The organism is Reinekea blandensis MED297 (genome assembly GCF_000153185.1).
GTDB lineage: Bacteria > Pseudomonadota > Gammaproteobacteria > Pseudomonadales > Natronospirillaceae > Reinekea > Reinekea blandensis.
The window spans coordinates 523,097-543,828 of sequence record NZ_CH724153.1 but is presented as its reverse complement, the minus strand read 5'-3'; the positions used below and the strand labels follow the sequence as shown (position 1 = coordinate 543,828).

The window sequence follows — 20,732 nt, the reverse complement described above, 5'->3', positions numbered from 1 at the left end:
CAGAGAGTATAAGCATGAAACGGAAAACCATACTGATTACCGGCGCCAGTTCTGGTCTGGGTCTGGGCATGGCAAAACTGTTTGCGGCCGACGGCCACGACCTTGCTCTGTGTGCCCGTCGCACCGATCGACTGGAGACGCTAAAAACCGAATTACTGCAGGCAAACCCAACCATCCGGGTTGAAATTATGGCGTTGGATGTCAATGACCACGACGCTGTCTTTCAGGTGTTCCGAGCCTTTAAGGCGTCATTCGGCACCCTCGATCGAATCATCCTCAATGCAGGCATGGGCAAAGGTGCATCGCTGGGGACCGGCTATTTTGAAGCCAACCGGCAGACCGCGATGACTAACTTTGTGGCGGCCATAGCACAGGCTGAAGCCGCCATGGAAATCTTTCGGGAACAGAACGCCGGGCATCTGGTGACCATGTCGTCCGTCAGTGCCGTGCGCGGTTTTCGACGGGCACTCAATGTCTACTCGGCCACCAAAGCCGGGCTGACGACACTCACCGAAGGATTGCGAGTCGACGTATTAGGCTCCCCGATTCGGGTTTCCTGCATTCACCCGGGCTTTATTCGTACCGAACTGAATGAAAAAGTTAAAAAGGTTCCCTTCATCGTTGACCTGGAAACCGGATGCCGAGCCTTGGTAAAAGCCATCAACAAAGAAAAACCGACGGCCTATGTGCCCGGATGGCCGTGGCTATGGATGCAGGCCATTATGCGAGTGCTTCCGGCCAAAATGCTGAGAGGGTTCAGTTAATCGTCAAAAGGGTTGAAGTTAACGGTGATGTCCCGATAAGGTTCGGAAACAATCATCTCAGGAAAGCCCATGTTTAAAACACTGTCGCGGAAGACGGTTTACCAGAACCGATGGATGAAACTGCACGAAGACATCATTGAACGACCCGGTGGTATCGAAGGTCTTTTTGGTGTCGTGGAAAAGCCGGACTTTTCGGCGATCATTGCCGTCGACAACGGTCACATCCATTTGGTTGAGCAGTACCGCTACCCCATTGGGCAGCGCAGCCTGGAACTGCCCATGGGCGGCTGGCCGGAACAGCCGGATGCTGACCCGTTAGCCCTGGCCCGTGGTGAGTTGCAGGAAGAAACCGGCTATGTCGCCGAGCACATCGAACAGATTGGTTATCACCATGTCGACAACGGCGGCGGCACTATGGGCTGCAATGTGTTTTTTGCCACTGGCTTGACCTTTTCCGGCCGAAACCCGGACCCGGAAGAAGCCGACCTTGAACCGATGACCTTACCGCTGACCGAGTTTGAACGTCGCATCAAAGATGGCGAAATTTTGGATGCCTGCACCATCGCCTGTTATGGCCTGGCCAAACTGAAAGGCTTGGTTTGACAGGCACCCCTTAACTTGAGCGATTCCAGACGACATGCCAGACTGAACTCAAAATAACAACAAACAGGCGGAAAACCATGTCCGACCGTCGTCAGCAACATTCCCACCCGCTTTCTGATCTGGAGATTGCCCGGCAGGCAACGATGCAACGCATTCTGCCACTGGCTCAAACTCGCCTCGGTATTCCCGAAGACCAGTTGGAACCCTATGGTCATTACAAAGCAAAAGTGTCACTGGACTATCTGAACACGCTGGACAATCGACCCAACGGTCGGCTGATTCTGGTCACGGCCATATCTCCCACGGCCAGCGGCGAAGGTAAAACCACCACGACTGTCGGCCTGACGGACGCTTTCAATGCGCTGGGGACTATGACCATGGCCTGTTTGCGGGAACCGAGCCTCGGTCCCTGCTTTGGTATGAAAGGCGGTGCCGCCGGCGGCGGCTACGCTCAGGTGGTTCCCATGGAAGACATCAACCTGCACTTTACCGGCGACCTGCATGCCATTGGAGCGGCCAATAATCTGCTGGCTGCGATGATCGACAATCACATTAACTGGCATCAAAACGATGAGTCCGGACTGGATAACCGTCGCATTACCTGGCGCCGGGTGCTCGATATCAGTGACCGAAGCCTGCGCGAGGTCATCACGTCACTGGGTGGTGTCGGTAACGGCGCGCCCCGCGAAGGCGGATTCGACATTACCGTCGCGTCTGAAGTGATGGCCATACTCTGCCTGGCGACCGATTTGAAAGACCTGGAACGTCGACTGGGCAACATCATTGTCGGTTACAACCGAAAGAGCGAGCCAATTACCGCACGAGACATTCAAGCGCACGGCGCCATGACGGTGCTGCTCAAAGACGCGATGAAACCTAACCTGGTACAGACGCTGGAAAACAACCCTGTGCTGGTGCATGGTGGCCCTTTTGCCAACATCGCCCATGGCTGCAACTCATTAGTGGCCACACAAGCCGCGTTAAAACTGGCCGATGTGGTGGTCACCGAAGCCGGTTTCGGGGCCGATCTCGGGGCCGAAAAATTCTTCAACATAAAATGCCGTAAAGGTGCTTTACAGCCTGAACTGGCCGTTCTGGTCGCGACCATACGAGCGCTGAAGCTCCACGGTGGCGCTACGGCCGATACGCTTGATCAGGAAAACCTGACCGCATTAGCGAAAGGCTTCAGCAACCTGGCACGGCACGTGGACAACCTGCGTCGCTTCAATGTTGACGTCATTGTGGCCATCAACCGGTTCAGCAGCGATACCGAAAAAGAGCGTTCTGAACTCATGGACTATTGTCGCGAGCTGGGTGTGCAAGCCATTGAAACGGACCACTGGGCTCAGGGCAGTCAGGGCGCTGTCAATCTGGCAAACGCTTGTCTGACAGCCCTGTCTGAAACCACTCCCGACCGGTTTAAAACGCTGTATCCGGATGACATGTTTCTATGGAACAAAATCAGCATGATTGCGACCGAACTTTACGGTGCCAGTGAAATTGTCGCCGATCAAAAAGTACGTGATCAGATCCGCAGCTATCAAGCCCATTATGGTCACTTTCCGATCTGCATGGCCAAGACACAATACAGTTTCTCGACCGATCCTCATCTGAAAGGCGCACCCAATCATCATGTCGTTCCCATTCGTGAAGTCCGGCTGTCGGCCGGTGCTGAGTTTTTAGTCGTCATTTGCGGAGATATCATGACCATGCCCGGCTTGCCAAAAACGCCGGCTGCGAATCAAATCGGCCTGGACGAAGACGGTCAGATTATCGGGTTGTTCTGAGCAAACCGACAGATCCAACCGCAATAGGTGTGCGTACCCTAGGGTTGTTGTAAACCAAAGGTCCCTGACATGTCACAACCACTTGTTCGACTCACCTACGCCAGTACCGCGACGTTTCAAAGTGATATCAAAGGAGGTATCGAATCGGAAGTCGCCCGCGTATTGTTGGAATCGCGCCGAAACAATCCGAAAGCGAACCTCGGTGGCGTCCTGCATTTTGGTAACGGGTACTTCTTTCAATGTCTGGAAGGTCCGAGGGATCAGGTGAACCGGGTTTATCAAAAAATCAGTCAGGATACCCGACATCGAAATGTCCAGGTACTGAGCACTCAATCGGTCGATCAACGCTTGTTCAATGACTGGTCGATGAAATATCTCCCATTGGAGGAGAACCTCAGCCGGTTACTGAAAACTCATGGCCAGAAAGCGTTTGATCCCTATGGCCTAGACGACACCACCATTGATGCTCTGCTCTATGCCTGTGTCAATGGCGTTGACCCGGTTGCCGAACTCGGTCAACCGTCGGCTGACCAGTCTGACAATGCGCTGACAGCCTGGTGGAAAAAATTATTTCAACGGCGTAAATAGCGCCGAATCACTACCTCGTAAGCCAGACATCCCGGGCTTTACAGACAACCCTTCAATTTTTTTGATGAAATAATTCAGGTTTCTTTGCTGGTACGAAGCCCGCATCGATCAGTACAGTTCACGCGTCAAACAAATACACGAGGAGTGATGGTTATGGCAAAAGTACTGGTTCTGTATTATTCATCCTATGGTCACCTGGAGCACTTCGCGGGTGCCGTCGCTGAAGGGGCGGGTTCCGTTGAAGGCACTGAAGTTCATATCAAGCGAGTACCGGAAACGGTTCCTGACCACATCGCAAAAGAAGCGGGCTTCAAACTGGACCAAACACCACAGGTGGCTTCTCCTGAAGACCTGGCCGAGTATGACGCGGTGATCTTCGGTGCACCGACTCGTTTCGGTAACATGGCGGCGCAAATGCGCAATTTCCTGGACCAGACCGGTGGTCTTTGGGGTCAGGGTAAACTGATCGGTAAAGTCGGCAGTGTATTCACCAGCACCGGAACCGGTGGCGGTAACGAAACAACGATTCAGTCGTTCCACACCACACTGTTCCATCACGGCATGGTTGTCGTGGGCTTGCCTTACTCCTGCCCTGAACTGGCTGACATCAGCGAAGTCAAGGGTGGCACTCCTTTAGGTGCAGGCATGATCGCTGGCGCAGACGGTTCGCGACAGGCGTCGGAAAAAGAACTGGCCATGGCTCGTTTCCAGGGCCAACACGTAGCAAGCATTGCCAAACAACTGCACGGCTAAAGTCGAGCGGTTAAACAGAAAAAGGGGAGCACTGCTCCCCTTTTTTCCGCTCTATGCTTTGGCAATTTACGGTGCGGCGATCACGGTGACCTGCCCGGGCGTAAAGCTCATCGCCTGAAACTCAGGCCGATACATGTCTTCAACATACGCATTGGGATAAGCGTACTCACCTGGCGTTACCGCTCTGACTAAATAAAACAGTCGGGTCGCAGACCATTCACGTAACGAAACGCCTGCGACAAACCGATCGTCGCGATATTCCTGGAACTCCACATCCCAGTTACGGAAAAACTCACCGACATTCTCGCCTTCAATGCTGACGTCATCAAGATTAACCGACGCATTTAACAGGTTTTGGTTTTCCAGTTCAAACCCAGCCGGTAACAAATCGACAATCAGTGCTTCCGGGAAACGCTTTTCAAGACTCTGTGCTTCGAGCCGAACGATGAACAAATCACCGGACTGAACCGGCGCACTGAAATCAATGCGATTGCCATCCAGGTCATAGACCTGACGGCTGATGCGCATGCCCAACTGATAAGGCTCGGGTGCCTGAGTCGGTACACCTTGCCACGTCAGGTTGGCATACAGGGTCTTGTCATTCGCTTCTATCGACTGAATGGATCGCAACTGCTGCCCATTCAGTATGGTATTAAAAGGCTGCGTCTGATTAAGCGGCTGGACAAAGTTATCCGTCACAATACTGCCCTGCCAACTTTGACCATCCGCAGCAAAGGCTTTGGCCAGTTTCAGCAAGGCAATGCGTTCTTGCGTGCTCATCCAGCGTCGCTCGGCCAGACCCGCTTCCAGTTTTTCGACCAAACCATCCGTTGCAAAGCCATGCGTCAGCGCGAGCTCAAGTGTCAGAGCATAATCGCGAACTTTCGAGCCATAATCGGCGTAATAACGATGGGCTTGTCGGTCTGTGGTCAGCGCCAACGCTGCCGCCTGTTCACTGCGTCCCTGATCTCCGGAGAGTTTGAAGGCGACCGCCATCTGCATCCACGGTAACGGTGAATATCGGTTGTCATCCTGCTGCATCAAATCGAACAGCCGACGCAGATCACTGAGGCTGGCCTTATTGGATTGCGCCAACACATAGCCCGCAAAAGCGCGGTAACTCTGCTGATAGGCGGTCGCATTATCGGTCCAGATATCCGATGACGTACTGCCACGCAGCATTCGCTGCAATGCTTTCTGCGCATTGCTCAATGCGGAGTCACTGACCGCAACGCCCAGAGTCTGTGCCTCCTGCAGAATCTGAGTGGCATAGGCGGTTCCCCACATCGAGACATGCGAGTTGGCATTCCAGTAACCAAAGGCACCGTCCGGTTTTTGCTTAGTCAACAACCGCTCAACACCGGCTTCGATCTGTTCACGACGGAACGCATCGGTGTAGTCAACATCAAATCGCTGGCGGAACATCCGGTTCAGATTCAGCTCATTGAACAGCATGGAATCCACCAGCAGCCAGGGATAGGTAGAGCTGATCGTTTGCTCCAAACAGCCGTACGGGTAACGCAACAGATAGTCCATGTGGGACTCAAACGGGATCGCCGGTCGATCCGACAGCGTCAATTGAGCCTTAATCGAGTCTTCATGCAGATGGCTCAGTACGGGGGTCGGCTGCCATTGTGCTTCCGGTGCGATTTGAGTTTGTGCACGCAATGTTCGCAACGGGAACGGTGCCCGGACACCCAGACGCCATTCACGCTCCAGGCTTATGTCCTGACCGTTGGTGACCGACAGCCGGACAACGCCCTGACCTTGATAATCGGTCGCCGTGACCGGAATCACCAGACTGGTTTTTTCCTGATCGGCAAGGTCTACTTCCGTGTTATTAAAGGCCGATGAGACGCTGCCCTCGACAACAACGTCAACACTGAAGCGATCATCTTTGCCGGACAGGTTATGAAGATCCAGTGTCAGCTGAGACTCATCTCCCATGGCCATGAAACGCGGCATCGCGATCTGTGTCACCAGCTTGTCGGCGATGGTGGTTTCCTGCTCATCGCTGCCATAACTTTCATCAGACCAGACGACAACCATCCACTTTACCCGGCCGTTGAAAGACGGTACGTCGAACGTGACGTCTGCCTTCCCGTCGATCAATTCAATCGGATCAGAAAACTCCGAGATGATTTGCACTTCGCTTTGTGGCTTGTCGCCACCGCGCGACAAATCATCATCTGAATCGGCAAAGCCGCCACCAAACTTCTGAGCCAGCGTCTGTAACCCGGCGTTATTGATCACCCGACCGTAAAGGTCCAGATAGGTGTTTTCGAAACGCCTTGGGGCAAACAATGAGACTTCCGGTTGCGGTCGCTCATAATCCGTAATGTTCAACACACCCATGTCGACCATCGCTACGCTGGCCCACACGGTCGCAGAGCCGGCAACTTCGACATTGTTCACCTGAATCTGTGCGGTGACTGGTTGATTGGGCTCGACCCGGTCCGGCGCCGTCACGTCCACATCGAATACGGCGTTGTCGCGAAGGATCGGTAAATGGCTGATACCCAGTGCCCGCGTAGGCGCGGTGTTGCTGACCTGGTCAGCTGGCGTTAAGACCATTAACGTAACGTAGAGGTCATGACGCAACCAGCCCTCTTCGATCGCAAACGACAACGAGGTCGTGTCTTCCGCCAGGTTGAACGTATCGGTGTACAAGACACCGTCACTGCTCTCTACCTGAAGCACCGCCGGACCGGAGGAGTCCGTTTTAATTGAAAGAGTGGCAATGTCACCCGGTGCGTAGTGAGCTTGATCCAACATCAAATCAATCATCTCCGGCGATTGGCCATTGCTCTGCTCGGTACTCCAATAGTATTGGGTCCTGAATGGAAAGACCGTTAATACGTCATCGCCCGAGGTTACCTGCAGTTCGTAATCCCCCCATTGCAGCGGCAAATCAATCATCTGCCCCTGCTCACTTAATGTCAGCGACTGTGCCCAGGCCACGTAGGAATCCCCGCGCCAGCGATAGGTCCAGCCATCGGTATCATCAAAGTACCAGTAATAATCCCGGGTCTTTCGCACCAGGCGCACTGAAACGTCGTCAATAGCCGCGATGCCGTCGGGCGTGACGCTTTGCAGATGAAACTGCACGTTTTCATTCGAGGGCGCCCGACCGTCAAACTGCGGGTCCACACCCACCAGTCGTTCATCATCGTACCCAAGGGCAATCACATTCTGCGTTCGGGTAACCGGGCGTCCGCCTTCCTCATAAACACTGGCCGTTACGCGGTACTGTACCGGCGTCCGAATACGGGACCAGACGGATGGCATTTGCAACTCACCGGCGCCTTGCTCGTCAAGCCGGATGACGTCCAGACGATAGGTGGACGGTTGTAACGTTTCTGTCGGGTTACCAAAGCGATGCTGCGGCCACTGTGCAAATACATCTGTCGCCGCTCGAACCGATACGACCGCATCCGCTCGGTTACCGGCCGCGGGTGCGCCATAGAGGTATTGCGCATTGATCGGCACCGAATCGGTTCGGCCACTGAGATAGCGATGAGTCTGTACGCCGTCGTCGTAAAAACTCAGCGACATTCGTTCCGGTAAAAATTCTTCGACCTGAAAGCGATACTGTCCGGCAAAGGGACGGTTGCCATTGACCATCAGCAACCATTCCCCGGTAGGCGCGTTCGTATCGAGCCGGATCTGGTGGCGATAAACCTGACCGACCGAATCCGGGCGCCAGGTAAACTCATCAACGCGACTGCCGCGTCCGTCATACAAGGCCATACTGATCGGCAGGCCCGGCAGGGACTGTCCATCCAGGTCGCGCAGCAGCATGTTAATGTCCACGGTTTCACCAGGGCGATACAAGTCTCTCGGCCCCCAGAAAAATCCCTGCATCGGCTGATGTCGCTCAGTGACGTTCGGATAGGCGGACAAGTCAAGCTGGCTTCGCGCATTTCTCAGAAAGCTGATCTGATTCCCTTGACGGGCAATGATCATGGTTGGCTGTTCGTTACTGTTCAATGACGCCATACCTTGGTCATCGGTGGTGACCGGTCGGCGTTGCAATCGATCGGCCGAGTTCAGGTCGGTCCAGTAAAACGTCACGTCAACATTAGCCAGGGGCTGACCCGTCACGATGTCATTTGCAAAGACCTGAACCTGATTGCCAAAGAACCGTGCGTGCAGCCCGAGATCCGATTGCGTAAAAAAGGTGGTGTCGTACCGGTAATCATACGAACCGGCCTGACGCAGAACAGCGACATACACACCGTCGTCGTATTTGTTCAACGCAGGCAGAACATCCAGGTTCAGAGTGGCTCGCTGATTCGCTCGAATATCGGGCTCATAATTGGCGGTATGTACCAAATCGGCCCAGTTTCGCAGGTTGTCGAGATTACGGTAGGTTTCCCGACCGTCATAAAAGGTGTCACGGATGAAGGCGTCCAGGCGGTTATCACGGACCCGGAAAATATCGAGCGCGATTTCATCGACATTAACCACAGAGACTGGCAGAGCCGCAGGCGAATGGGTTGTCAGGTATTGCCCGTCCCGGGCAAACGAGGCTGACGGTTGCAGCGGACGAGTCGTCACCGACCACCGCGAAGCTCGTTGATCCTCATCGGCATTGATCCATACATTGCTGAAACTCTGCCCATCGGCGCTCGGCAGGCTCCGATCGATCTGAATCTGATAGGTTGTATTCGGTTCAACAAAAGGCAACGTCCAACTGTAGCCATCATCGAGGGTGAGCCATTGACTGCCATTATCCAAAGTTGGCGTCACGGTCACATACTGGTCCAGTTCGATATTGGCCGATAGTGCAGCGGTAAAACGAAGTACCAGTGCGGGCGAGCCGTCGTAAGTGGTCTCCCCGGCTTTGGAAGCGTAAAAGTCAGCCACAGCCGGCATAAAGATTGAAATCAACAGGGTCAGCAGGGCTGCCTTGCAACTCCTTAACATCATGATCAGTTCCTTGGGTAAATAGCCGGCGCCTATTCTGACACAGGTCGACGCCATCGGCAGCCGATCCTTGTCAAAACTACTCATGAGTGCGCTGGCTTATCTGTAAACGAAAATTGAGTAACCCAGGATCAATGCATCATCACAGTGTTAATCATTAGGCTCAATTCGACTCAATGGTCTGGCGGTCGAGTTGACCCTGATAATCCATCAGGACCACTTCATACTGAAATTGAGGATCGGGTAAAAACTGGAATACCGAAGAACGCTCGGACTGCAGTTGACCGTTGAGATACCAGAAGTAAGGCGGCTGGCCGCCCTCGGCCCATAACCGGACCGGAATCGGCGCCTGTGGGTTGGCGGCAATGACATCCCCTTCGCGAATCCCCGCCAGCGTCAGTGGAAGCCGCGCTGCGGTGCGCAGGCGCGCGTTACAACGCGGGTCAAAACCCGGCAATCGGCTTTGTACGCGCTGTTCAACCGGTCGCCAGGCGTTTAATGGCAATGGCCACAACACGGTGGACACGGTTTTCGTGGCAAGCTCACATCCGAACGGCACCTGCAAGCCAGAATCGATGGCCAGGTTCAACAGAACCTGACTGGAATGTGAGGTTCCCTGCCCGGCCGTCATCAGGCTCGGTGGGTAGGTATCCTCCAGAATCCAGGCCCGGCGGCGCTCATCGCACAATGACTCAGGCTCGGGCTTCCCGGTCGGCCAGCAGATGGTGTCGGCCTCCACACTTTCAGGTCTGGCAGGTAATGCATTACCGGTTATGACCGGCAGTAATGTATTCACCAGTAACGGGACGGCTGTTCGCGAGCCAAAATGTCCAGTCACCGGTGCACCATCAGGCCGGCCGACCCAGACACCAATGGTATAGCCGTCAGCCACGGCGACAGCCCAACTGTCGCGAAAGCCATAACTGGTCCCGGTTTTCAGGGCCAGACCATGAGGGGTGGATTCTGACGAAGACAGCGTTTGCCGAATCATCCACGCAGCGCCGGGACTGAGCAACGATTGCGTCACCACCGGTTCGTCTGGCTGATATCGCGGGCGAATGGTTTCTCCTGCTCGGTCCAGCGATGAAAACAACGTCACCAGACTTTCCAGATCGGTTCCCAACCCACCCAGGGCTATCGAAAGGTTCGGTGATTCGCCAGGCGGTAATTGCAGATGTGCGCCGGCCTTTTGCAGCGCGAGATAAAGATGCGCAGAACCAAGCTCATCCAATACCTGAACTGCAGGAACATTGAGACTACGCTGCAAGGCTTCGGACACCGACACCGCACCAGAGAAACCCTCGGTAAAATTGTCCGGCTGGTAATCTTGAAAACGCAATGGAACATCCATCAGCAGTGACTCGCTGTGTATCAATCCCTGATCCATCGCCAAACCATAAATAAAGGGCTTTAGGGTTGAGCCTGGCGAGCGGATTGCCTTAACCATATCGACATGGCCGGCACGCTGTTGACTTGCAAACTCCGCGCTGCCGACATAGACCGGAACCTCACCGGTGTCGTTGTTCATGATCAGTACGGCCGCCGACACATCATCGGAAATGGTTTCAACATAACCGCTAACACGGTTGGCAACCTGTCGCTGCCAACTCGCATCGATGTAAGTACTGAGGGTTGGTGAGATGCTTCGACCGGCCAGCCGACGAGCTAACAGAGGCGCATCCATGTATTGTTCGCGTGGTAATGCCGTAACGGTTTCCAATTCTGCGTCGGCAACACGTTCGGAAGACCAGACACCCAGCGCTTCGAGCCGATGCAGGACCTTATTGCGAGCCAGCTGCGCTTGCTCTGGATGAAGATCAGGACGATACCGGGTTGGCGCCTGCGGCAATACCGCCAACAACGCAGCCTGAGCATCGGTCAGGTACTGCGCATCATAGCCAAGATACGTCAACGACGCCGCCTGAACGCCTTCAATGGTGCCACCGAAAGGTGCGTGATTCAGATAATATGTCAGGATGTCTTGCTTGCTGTAGTGCCATTCCAGTTGCAGAGCGCGCACCATTTCTTTGAACTTACCCGTCAGCGTGCGCGGTTCCGGGTAGCGGAGCCTGGCCACCTGCATCGTCAAAGTGGACCCGCCAGACACCACTTCTCCATACCGGACGGCCTGTAAGAATGCTCGCATCAGCGCCAACGGATTCACGCCCGGATGCTGATAAAAATATTGATCTTCATAGGCGATTAACGCCTCAAGATAGTTCGGCGAAACCTGCGCTGGCGTCACCGGATATCGCCAAACACCCTGAGCATCAGCAAACGCGCGCAACGGTTGTCCGTTTGCCGCGAGGACCAATCGGCTGCCGCTCTTCGGGGTCAGATCGACGGGAGCGAACACATCAATAAGCACCAATCCCAGTAAAGGCAACACCAGAATCGAGGACAGGAAGGCTCTGCGAAACGAGTAAAATCTCATGAAATTTATGGAAACGCATGTCTGGAAAAGAGGCGGATTGTACCTGAAAAATGCACTTGCCCCCACTGAGGTCCCTGTACAAAAAACACTCATAATTACTCATTAACGGGCGCATCCTGTGAGGCATTCTATTTAAAACTTGCCAACTACATCACATTTTCTTTCCTGAAAAAGAGGAGTATAGTAACGTTAAAAATTGATTCTGAATCTGGCTAGAAAAGGAGTTCCGCCATGTCAGTTCTACAGCGCCTTGCTGTGGCTTTTGCCATTACTACGATTTTTTCCTGTTCGTCTTCCCCATCACCGTCGACAAACATCGACGATCAATCGTCAAACACCCCCTTTACCGTTCTTGTCGTCAGTCAACGGGCGGCGAATACCGACTGTCCGGCTGGCGGCGTTGATATCCAAAGTGGCTTTGACAGCAACGGGAACGGTGAACTGGATGCTACTGAAGTCACCGAGACCTTTACCGTTTGTCACGGTCAACAAGCCGGTACCACCTTGGTCACCATCGCAGATGGGGCTGAAAACTGTCTCTACAGCGGCAAAACCATTCAGTTCGGTATCGATGCAGATGCCAACGATGAACTTGCCGAATCAGAAATCTATCAGACGGAAGAACTGTGCAACGCCTTCGGTTCACTGATGACCGTTACCGACCTCAGCTTTGGCGACTCTGAATGTACTTATGGCGGCCGGCAAATTGATACCGGGTTGGATCTGAACGAGAACGAAATTCTCGACGCCAATGAAGTGAACTCCTCAGTGAAGCTTTGCGATGATCCGCAACAACTAACACTGACCATTGATGTTTCTCCAGGCGCAAACTGTTTGTATGGCGGTGAAGCGATCGTTGTGGGTTCCGACCTCGATGGCTCGGGCACGCTGAGTGAAGCAGAAATTGACGAAACGACTTATGTCTGTAACGCACAAAGCATGATCGTGCGTACGTATAGCTGTGCTGTTGATATCACCTCGGTGGCAGAAAGCCCATCAGGCGACATGACAGCGATTTATCGATTGGATGAGTACGCCAACTACGACATTTCCGTGACTGGTAAAATAATCACACCAGCGTTAAGTCTGAGTCATTCGGAAAACTATGGTCCCTATGTGCATGACGAAAAATGGCTCGACGCTCGGGTCAGCCAGGTTTATGACGTTAGAGGAACCGCAAACCGAGGTACATGGCTCTTTTACATTGATCGGGATGTTGATAACTCTGGAACCACACCTCTGTTTGTGGATATTGACGATACCCAACTCATCGTCGCTTACATTGATGATGACAACCCAGATGGAAGCGATACCGATTCCGACCCAGATGTCCTTGGCTCAACGTTTGATTTTACAAGCTGTACGTTGACAGAACTCAACTGAGAATCGATAGGCGCCCTCCTCTTCCTTGAGGGCGCCGCATTTTAATAACCTATAACTCTTCAACAATCACGATCGCGTTATAAATAATCACGCGTTTACCATCGACATCAAACAACACCTTATTGCCGAACTCAGAACTCTGCACATCGAACTTGCCTTCGTATTGAGCAATCAGATCGCCATCACTGGAATAAACCTTAGCCGATCGTGATAACCCTCCGGTAAACTCACTGACTGTGGTTTTCATTTCCCGCTGAAAGCTTTCCGTACAGGAGGCTAATACCAAGACGGCCAACAAAACTGATCCCAGACCTAACCGTTTCATCGCTATTTCCTTTACCGCATATTGAATACCAGACAGTTTACGACAATGTCTGTCACTGTCTGCGGTCGAAAGTCACGACAGATGATGAGTCTGGGTTTCAATGGATTTCAACAACGGTCCCTGAAGTTGCACCGTGCCCCGGTAACGATACTCACCGGTTGAAGAAAATTCGAAATACCAGGTCCGTTGCAGCACCAGCGAACCCGACCGACCGCGCACAGGCCATAGCCGGCGCAAAACCAGAGATTCATCCAGCAACTGTAACTCGTGCTGATCACAATAACGACGCACATGAGACAAAGCCCGGGCTTTCATGCCCTGCCCATGCCACCAGAGGCCACCGGCGGTCAGCACCAGGGCAATCAACAGGACATCACTGAGCATGAGATTCATGTCAGCACCATATCGCCACCATCCTGGTCGGCTGCCTGGTTAAGTAATCCGGCATACACGCCGTTACGGGCCAATAACTGTTCATGCGTACCCTGCTCGACCACCTGCCCCTGGTCCAAAACCAAAATCGTGTCGCTGTGTCGGATGGTGCTGAGCCGGTGTGCAATGGCGATCACGGTGCGTTCCTTAAACAATCGGCTGATGGCACGCTGAATCAGGTTTTCAGTCACCGAATCGACAGAACTGGTGGCTTCGTCAAGCATAATCACCTGCCCCCCTTGAGCCACAGCCCGCGCGAACGATATCAGCTGTGTCTGACCGGCGCTGAGGTTTCCACCATTGCCAGACAACGCCATGTCATAGCCATCCGGCAGGTTCTTAATAAACTCATCCGCGTAGACATAGCGCGCGGCTTCCTGAATGTCGGTTCGGCTGATGGACGCTTTGCCCAAACCAATGTTGAACGCAATGCTCTGATCGAACAGATAGACATCCTGTTGCATCAGTGAAAACAGATGCATCGAATCATCAATCGACAACGCTGACAGTTCTATGCCGTTCAATAAAATCTGACCTTCATAGTCCTGATACACTTTGGAAATCAGGCGAAGAATGGTCGACTTGCCTGATCCTGTTGTACCGACCAACGCTAACTGATGCCCTTTTTCCAGTTTGAAAGACACATTCTTCAACACATAAGGGCTGTCTTGGGTATAGCGAAAGGAGACATCGCGGAACTCAAGTGACTCGAACGTTCTTAACCGGTCACCAAAGTCGGCTGGCGACAGCAGCGTCCGGCCATCTTCCTCCAAGGGTTCCTGAAACAACTCATCCAGATGATCAAAGGCTGCAAAGGATCGCTGAATGGCCGCTATCTGCCCGGTGAAGTCCCGCAATGGAACAAACACCTTCTCCATGTTATTGATAAATGCAATCAACACGCCCAGCGTCACCGCTTCCTGAACCACTCGCCCGGACCCATACCAGATGATCAAACCAATGGTGATGGTGGTTACCCCGGTTATCACCGAGAACAACACGGCGTCATACTTATTGGAACGCATCTGAGCATGCAAAAATTCCTGCGTATACGCCTGGTACCGAGCTTCGACTTCTTCTTCGGCACGGTAAAGCTGCACGGTTTTTACGCCAAACAAACATTCCTGCAGATACCCTGTTCCTTTTGCCAGGGAGCTTCGGGTGATCTTATAAATCTCACGCAGCTTATTGCGAATCCAATGAGTGATGTACAGAACAGGTGGGAACACTGTCAACACGACCAACGTTAGTGGCCAGTTAATAAACAGCATCAGGATGATGAGGGCGACTGTATTAATCAGATCCCGAACCATCGATAGCACGCCCATCACAAACGAGTCCGAAATTGCTTCAAGATCGCTGGTCAGTCGAGACAAGGTCACGCCCGTTGGTGTGCGATCAAAATACGTCCGCGGCAAGTTCAGGATTCGCTGAAACAGTGACATACGAATGTCGAAAAGTGTGTGCTGTCCGGTTTTCCTGAGGAAATAGGAATAGCAGGAATCGGCAATGTAGTTGACCGCCACGACGGCAATCATGGCGCCAATTACCCACGGCAACCCGTCATAGTTTCCGGTGGACAGGTAATCATCGATAACCCGAATGGTCAGCCAAGGAAACAGCAAATTGGTCACGATGGACAGAGGTAACATGAGAATGCCAATGGTCGCCCACCCTTTATAGGGTTTGGCAAATACCAAAAACCGGCGAATGTATTGGATGTCGAGTCCCTTAATCATACCTGTTCCTCCACATCGTGCTGTTGCAGCTCCCAGGTTTCCCGATAGTAGTCGCTGTTGGCCAGCAACTCTTCATGTGTGCCTCGGGCAATCACTTCTCCTTCATGCAGCACCAGAATCTTATCCAACGACTCCAGTGCGCTGATTCGATGAGAGACCACCAACACAGACTGATCACCAATACGGTTGAACAACCCGCCAAGAATTTTTCGTTCCGTTTCGTAATCCACCGCGGACAGCACATTGTCCATAATGATCAAATCCGCCGGGCTTAACAGTGCGCGAGCAATGCTTAATCGCTGCTTTTGACCACCCGATAGCATGATGCCCTTTTCCCCCACCAGAGTCTGATCGCCAGATTGAAAACGTGACACGTCCTCGGCTAACTGGCTCAGTGACAGCACCTCTTCAACCTGACCCCGATCTATGGACTCGCCTTCGGTACCAAAGCGGATATTGGCCTCGACGGTGTCAGAAAACAGATAAGGTTCCTGTGTCATGGTACGGATAAATCGTCGCCAGTGACGCCGTGGCATCTGAGCGATGTCTTCCTCTCCCCAGAAAATATGACCCGCCGGCACATCCAGATGATGGTTGATGCAGTTCACCAGCGTCGATTTGCCAGACCCGATGCTGCCCAATACGCCCACTTTCTCACCGGGCTGAATATCGAAACTGACGTTTCGTAATGTCGGGCTATCTTGGCCGGGGTAAGCAAACGTCAGGTCCCGAACGGACAACGTCTGCGTCGTCGATGATTCGCTTTCAGAGGATGCCTGCAAATCAATTTTGGGAATCTCAGCATTTAAAATGGACTGAACACTTTCAACACTGACCATGCCCATTTGATAAACAACGGCGATTCGCCCCAGCTGTGCCAAAGGCAACGCCAGCAACGCCGAATAAGACAGAAACGCGGTAATCTCACCGAGCGTAAGATTCTGCTGCAACAGCATGTAGCCACCCAAACCTAAAATAACGACCTTCATCAGGTCGTTTGCGTAATCCAGCAAGGGCATGATGAAGGTCTGAATTCGGGTCACCCGCATGATGGTGTCGAGCAACTCCTCGTTCACCCGATTGATCTCCTGTTTAACCCAAGGCCCCATCTGTTGATTTTTGATCAGATCAATGCCGGATAGATAGTTCATCAACTGTTCCGACAATCGCTGCAACCGATGCATCCGCTGCGTGTGATACTTACGCATGCGGATAAAGCCCTGATTAAACACAAAAAACGCCAATACAACCGGAATAACCGAGTACAGCATTAAGGATGGAGAGATACGCCACATCCAGATCGGCGTCAGTGACAAGGCAAAAATCACATTGACCAACTGCAGGAAACCAATGCCATAAAACAGCCGGATACCGTTGAGATCATTATTGATGATGGAAATCAGTTTGCCGGATGCAAACTTCTGGTGAAACGCGTTCGGTAATCGATTCAACCGGAAAAACAGGTCGTTTTTGAGTTGCGCTTCGGTAATCCGCCCCGGGTTTAAGGCGAACATTCGCGACATAATGCGCACACCGACCATGATCAGTGAAAACACCACCACAAACATTACATTGCGGTTTAAGTCGTGTTGAGCGGCGGCCTCAGCCGTTCCCAACAGATCGATAGCCTGCTGAATATAACGGGGTATTTCGACTTGCAGCCAGTTCACCAGAAAAATACAGACAAAGGCGATCAGATAAGACCATTTGTTCAACAAAAAATAGTGCAGAATAAACTGACGCTTAGTCATTCGATTCCTCTGGCAGGCAATGAGACGGTGGTGTTATGCCATAATGGCTTTCGCAGGCTTTGATAATGGCGTGGCGCACATCGCATTCATCTTCGAGCGCATCAAGCAGCCAAACTGGTAAGCGGACCGGGCGGGTTTTGATGCCTGGCTTCCGACCACAACCGGGTCGAGCCCCTCCTCGGCCACAGCAGCCGGAGTTTTCAGATTGAGACATTGGGAGCAGCACCCACAAAAATTTTGATTAGTGTACACTTTTCAATTGAAATGTATAGACAACATCTCACCAGTTATTTTAGAATTATCTAATATTAACTTCAACAAAGAGACGACTATGAACCCAGTTGACAGCTTTAACGCCATCAAAGGCAACTTACGCGACATGCGCAATGAAATTCCAGACGTCTACAATGCGTTTCAAGAGGTTGGCAAAGCCACCTATAAGTCGGGTGCGCTGGACGTAAAATCAAAAGAACTGATAGCAACCGCCATTGCCATCGCCGAAAAATGCGGCCCTTGCATTGGCTACCACGTTCAGGCATTAAAACGTCAGAACACCAGTCGGGAAGAGCTCATGGAAATGCTGGAAGTTGTGGTTCAGATGGGCGGCGGTCCGGCGCTGATGACAGCCGCCGAAGCCATGTCCGCCTGGGATGAGCTGCATAAAGACGACTGATGGAATCGTGACCCATCCGGCATAAAAAAAGCGCCTGTTTGGCGCTTTTTTTTGTCAGTAACGGATTGCGCTCAGAGCGCGCCCAGTACTTTGGTCTTGATATCTTCTACGCTGCCGACGCCTTCGATGTAAACGTACTTAGGCGCAGACTCAGGCTCTTTCTCTGCCCAGGTGCGGTAATACTCGACCAATGGTTTGGTTTGTTCATGATAAACACTCAAACGTTTGCGCACCGTCTCTTCTTTGTCATCATCACGCTGAATCAGCGGTTCACCGGTAATGTCATCAATGCCTGACTCTTTTGGTGGGTTATGCATAACATGATAAACCCGACCAGACGCTTCATGCACACGACGGCCACTCAGACGCGCGACAATTTCCTCATCGGCCACATCAAAGTTGATGACAGCGTCAATACGGATGCCCTGCTCTTTTAACGCATCAGCTTGAGGAATGGTGCGCGGGAAGCCATCAAACAGGCAACCATTGGCACAATCAGGTTGCTGAATACGCTCTTTGATCAGGCCGATGATGATGTCATCGGATACCAGACCACCCTGATCCATGATTTCTTTTGCCTGTACGCCGAGGGGCGTTCCAGCCTTCACGGCCGCACGGAGCATATCACCAGTTGAAATCTGCGGAATGCCATATTTATCACAGATAAACTGAGCCTGTGTCCCTTTACCCGCACCAGGTGCTCCGAGCAAAATAATACGCATGGAATACGTACTCCTATCGTTATCTTTTTTTTGGTCATACTGGCGTGCCATTCAACATAGCGCCGAAAGGCCGCCAAGACGGTTACGAAGGCGGTACTTTAACGTTGCCTATGACGTTATACAACCTCAACAATCGGGCTAAACCATGACCTGGGCCAAATAGTCAGTATTTGTCAGAGCCACTAAAGACCTTTATGGAAATACCGCCGCCCTCTTCACGAAAAAAAGGCCTACCCAGGGTAGACCTTTCATAAATGAGAGTGGCAAAAGGAGCCAAACTAAAGTCTAACAACCTTAGCCGGTGTTCCGCATACCCGCAGAGATCCCTGCCATGGTTACTTTCAATGCCTGTTCCAGATCGTGATCAATCTGCCCCATCTTGCGCTCACGTTTAAGCAGTTCCGCCTGCAGGTAGTTCAGCGGGTCGGTATAGGGCGCTCGCACTTCAACGGACTGCGCCAATAGCGGATCACTGATCAGCAGTTCGTCCTGCTGTTTAATGCGATTCATCAAATCAGCACAGGTCTGCAGGTCAGCACGTAACTGCTTACCCAGATCCTGATAAGCCTCGTCCACTAATTGCTGTTCATAATATTCAGCAATCGAACAGTCGGCCTTACCCAGCACCATTTCCAGCAGATCGATGTAAGCAGCGAAAAACGGCCATTGCTCGACCATTTCCTGCAACAGCTCGGGTTCTTCATCAACCGCATGCTGCAGGGCCTGAGTTGCACCGAGCCAAGCAGGCAGGTTCAACCGCACTTGCATCCAGGCGAAGACCCATGGGATAGCACGCAGGCTTTCCACCCCACCGGTGGCTTTTCGTTTGGCCGGTCGACTGCCCAATGCCAGCTTGCCGAGCTCCTGCTCTGGCGTGAGTGAACGGAAGTACGGCACAAACCGTTCGTCTTCCCGAACAATCTGGCGATAGTGCTTCAGACTCTTTTGAGACATCGACTCAATGAGCGATCGCCAACTTTGTTTCGGCGCAGGATTGGGTTCCAGTGTCGCCCGCAAGGTGGCCGCGACATAAACCGCCAGGCTCCGCACCGCAACACGCGGTTGACCAAACTTATAGCGGATCATTTCACCCTGCTCAGTCACACGGATTTCACCCGGCACAGATCCTGGTGGTTGAGACGCCATCGCCTTTTCAACAGGACCGCCGCCACGCCCGACCGTACCGCCGCGTCCATGGAACAACATCAGTGCAATTTCATGCTCACCCGCCAGTTCGACCAACGCTTCCTGAGCTTTGTACTGAGCCCAGGTTGCAGTGATCTTACCGGCGTCTTTAGCTGAGTCAGAATACCCGATCATGACAGTCTGGCGGCCATGGCTGTACTGACTGTACCAATGGTTCGACCACAATCGCTGCATTACGTCCGGAGCCCGATCCAGATCGTCCAGGGTCTCAAACAACGGAACAATCGGAACGTTCCAGGTGACGCCCGCTTCTTTCAGCAACAAAGCAACGGCGAGTACGTCAGAAGGTTGCTGGGCCATGGAGATAATATAATGAGACAGGGTTTCTTCTGGCTCTTCAGCGACAACCTGACAGGTATCCAGCACTTCCTGGGTGTCTGCAGACGGCTGCCAACGACGTGGAATCAACGGGCGCTTACTTTTGAGCTGGTTCAGCAGAAACTCCTGTCGCTCATCTTCTGACCAGCTTTCATACTCACCCAGCCCGACATAACGGACGATTTCATCCAGCGCTTTTACATGACGCTCACTGTCTTGTCGTATATCGAGCGGCACCAGATTAATGCCAAAACAATGCACGCGACGGATAGTATCCAACAGGTCCGCATTGGCGACTCGATCGAGGCCAACGGCGATCAGAGAA

The 20,732-nt window shown here is 52.7% G+C and carries 15 protein-coding genes; 7 read left to right on the top strand and 8 right to left on the bottom strand.

Features of this window, described 5'->3' with window-relative positions; genetic code table 11:
- Nucleotides 1-14: 14 nt before the first annotated feature.
- The 5 genes from MED297_RS17255 (at nucleotide 15) to wrbA (ending at nucleotide 4,495) form a co-directional block, all read left to right on the top strand.
- Nucleotides 15-764 (top strand): SDR family oxidoreductase, encoded by a 750-nt coding sequence (locus MED297_RS17255; RefSeq protein WP_008047193.1) that lies wholly within the window; start codon nucleotides 15-17, stop codon nucleotides 762-764.
- Between the two features lie 69 nt (nucleotides 765-833).
- Nucleotides 834-1,367 carry an NUDIX hydrolase gene (locus MED297_RS17250; protein ID WP_008047187.1) on the top strand — a complete coding sequence of 178 codons (534 nt, stop codon included), beginning with the start codon at nucleotides 834-836 and terminating at the stop codon, nucleotides 1,365-1,367.
- Nucleotides 1,368-1,444: 77 nt separating this feature from the next.
- Nucleotides 1,445-3,154 (top strand): formate--tetrahydrofolate ligase, encoded by a 1,710-nt coding sequence (locus MED297_RS17245; RefSeq protein ID WP_008047184.1) that lies wholly within the window; start codon nucleotides 1,445-1,447, stop codon nucleotides 3,152-3,154.
- Nucleotides 3,155-3,223: 69 nt separating this feature from the next.
- Nucleotides 3,224-3,742 carry a BLUF domain-containing protein gene (locus tag MED297_RS17240; RefSeq protein WP_008047183.1) on the top strand — a complete coding sequence of 173 codons (519 nt, stop codon included), beginning with the start codon at nucleotides 3,224-3,226 and terminating at the stop codon, nucleotides 3,740-3,742.
- Between the two features lie 153 nt (nucleotides 3,743-3,895).
- Nucleotides 3,896-4,495: an NAD(P)H:quinone oxidoreductase gene (gene wrbA / locus MED297_RS17235; protein ID WP_040557489.1), complete on the top strand. Its 600-nt coding sequence runs from the start codon at nucleotides 3,896-3,898 to the stop codon at nucleotides 4,493-4,495.
- A 66-nt stretch (nucleotides 4,496-4,561) separates the two neighbouring features.
- Here wrbA and MED297_RS17230 read toward each other — a convergent pair whose 3' ends face one another.
- Together MED297_RS17230 and pbpC are read right to left on the bottom strand one after the other, a co-directional pair.
- A complete protein-coding gene (locus MED297_RS17230; protein WP_008047180.1) occupies nucleotides 4,562-9,511 on the bottom strand; it encodes an alpha-2-macroglobulin family protein in 4,950 nt (1,649 codons plus the stop codon).
- Nucleotides 9,512-9,587: 76 nt separating this feature from the next.
- On the bottom strand, nucleotides 9,588-11,858 hold the full coding sequence (gene pbpC / locus MED297_RS17225) for a penicillin-binding protein 1C (protein ID WP_008047179.1): 2,271 nt from the start codon (nucleotides 11,856-11,858) through the stop codon (nucleotides 9,588-9,590).
- A gap of 231 nt (nucleotides 11,859-12,089) precedes the next feature.
- On the opposite strand from pbpC, the gene MED297_RS17220 reads away from it, so the two are divergent.
- Nucleotides 12,090-13,241, top strand: a complete 1,152-nt coding sequence (locus MED297_RS17220) for a DUF7151 family protein (protein ID WP_008047178.1) — start codon at nucleotides 12,090-12,092, stop codon at nucleotides 13,239-13,241.
- Nucleotides 13,242-13,290: 49 nt separating this feature from the next.
- Here MED297_RS17220 and MED297_RS17215 read toward each other — a convergent pair whose 3' ends face one another.
- From MED297_RS17215 to MED297_RS17200, 4 genes are all read right to left on the bottom strand, one after another.
- Nucleotides 13,291-13,566 (bottom strand): hypothetical protein, encoded by a 276-nt coding sequence (locus tag MED297_RS17215; RefSeq protein ID WP_008047176.1) that lies wholly within the window; start codon nucleotides 13,564-13,566, stop codon nucleotides 13,291-13,293.
- A gap of 72 nt (nucleotides 13,567-13,638) precedes the next feature.
- On the bottom strand, nucleotides 13,639-13,959 hold the full coding sequence (locus tag MED297_RS17210; protein WP_008047175.1) for a DUF3301 domain-containing protein: 321 nt from the start codon (nucleotides 13,957-13,959) through the stop codon (nucleotides 13,639-13,641).
- On the bottom strand, nucleotides 13,956-15,737 hold the full coding sequence (locus MED297_RS17205; protein WP_008047173.1) for an ABC transporter ATP-binding protein: 1,782 nt from the start codon (nucleotides 15,735-15,737) through the stop codon (nucleotides 13,956-13,958). Before MED297_RS17205 ends, MED297_RS17210 begins: the two co-directional genes overlap by 4 nt.
- Nucleotides 15,734-17,488: an ABC transporter ATP-binding protein gene (locus MED297_RS17200; protein WP_008047172.1), complete on the bottom strand. Its 1,755-nt coding sequence runs from the start codon at nucleotides 17,486-17,488 to the stop codon at nucleotides 15,734-15,736. Before MED297_RS17200 ends, MED297_RS17205 begins: the two co-directional genes overlap by 4 nt.
- 331 nt (nucleotides 17,489-17,819) lie before the next feature.
- Between MED297_RS17200 and MED297_RS17195 the strand changes: the two genes are divergently transcribed.
- Nucleotides 17,820-18,161, top strand: a complete 342-nt coding sequence (locus MED297_RS17195; protein WP_008047171.1) for a carboxymuconolactone decarboxylase family protein — start codon at nucleotides 17,820-17,822, stop codon at nucleotides 18,159-18,161.
- 71 nt (nucleotides 18,162-18,232) lie between these two features.
- Here the strand turns inward: MED297_RS17195 and adk are convergent, their stop codons facing one another.
- Both adk and MED297_RS17185 read right to left on the bottom strand, forming a co-directional pair.
- Nucleotides 18,233-18,883 (bottom strand): adenylate kinase, encoded by a 651-nt coding sequence (gene adk / locus MED297_RS17190; protein WP_008047170.1) that lies wholly within the window; start codon nucleotides 18,881-18,883, stop codon nucleotides 18,233-18,235.
- A gap of 294 nt (nucleotides 18,884-19,177) precedes the next feature.
- Nucleotides 19,178-20,732, bottom strand: a 1,555-nt coding sequence (locus tag MED297_RS17185) for a phosphoenolpyruvate carboxylase (protein ID WP_008047169.1), incomplete at its 5' end; no start/stop codon positions are given.

Excerpts from the sequence above, each read along its gene's own strand:
- MED297_RS17255 (WP_008047193.1), top strand. The coding sequence starts at position 15 with ATGAAACGGAAAACCATACTGATTACCGGCGCCAGTTCTGGTCTGGGT.
- MED297_RS17250 (WP_008047187.1), top strand. The coding sequence starts at position 834 with ATGTTTAAAACACTGTCGCGGAAGACGGTTTACCAGAACCGATGGATG.
- MED297_RS17245 (WP_008047184.1), top strand. The coding sequence starts at position 1,445 with ATGTCCGACCGTCGTCAGCAACATTCCCACCCGCTTTCTGATCTGGAG.
- MED297_RS17240 (WP_008047183.1), top strand. The coding sequence starts at position 3,224 with ATGTCACAACCACTTGTTCGACTCACCTACGCCAGTACCGCGACGTTT.
- wrbA (WP_040557489.1), top strand. The coding sequence starts at position 3,896 with ATGGCAAAAGTACTGGTTCTGTATTATTCATCCTATGGTCACCTGGAG.
- MED297_RS17230 (WP_008047180.1), bottom strand. The coding sequence starts at position 9,511 with ATGAGTAGTTTTGACAAGGATCGGCTGCCGATGGCGTCGACCTGTGTC.
- pbpC (WP_008047179.1), bottom strand. The coding sequence starts at position 11,858 with ATGAGATTTTACTCGTTTCGCAGAGCCTTCCTGTCCTCGATTCTGGTG.
- MED297_RS17220 (WP_008047178.1), top strand. The coding sequence starts at position 12,090 with ATGTCAGTTCTACAGCGCCTTGCTGTGGCTTTTGCCATTACTACGATT.
- MED297_RS17215 (WP_008047176.1), bottom strand. The coding sequence starts at position 13,566 with ATGAAACGGTTAGGTCTGGGATCAGTTTTGTTGGCCGTCTTGGTATTA.
- MED297_RS17210 (WP_008047175.1), bottom strand. The coding sequence starts at position 13,959 with ATGAATCTCATGCTCAGTGATGTCCTGTTGATTGCCCTGGTGCTGACC.
- MED297_RS17205 (WP_008047173.1), bottom strand. The coding sequence starts at position 15,737 with ATGATTAAGGGACTCGACATCCAATACATTCGCCGGTTTTTGGTATTT.
- MED297_RS17200 (WP_008047172.1), bottom strand. The coding sequence starts at position 17,488 with ATGACTAAGCGTCAGTTTATTCTGCACTATTTTTTGTTGAACAAATGG.
- MED297_RS17195 (WP_008047171.1), top strand. The coding sequence starts at position 17,820 with ATGAACCCAGTTGACAGCTTTAACGCCATCAAAGGCAACTTACGCGAC.
- adk (WP_008047170.1), bottom strand. The coding sequence starts at position 18,883 with ATGCGTATTATTTTGCTCGGAGCACCTGGTGCGGGTAAAGGGACACAG.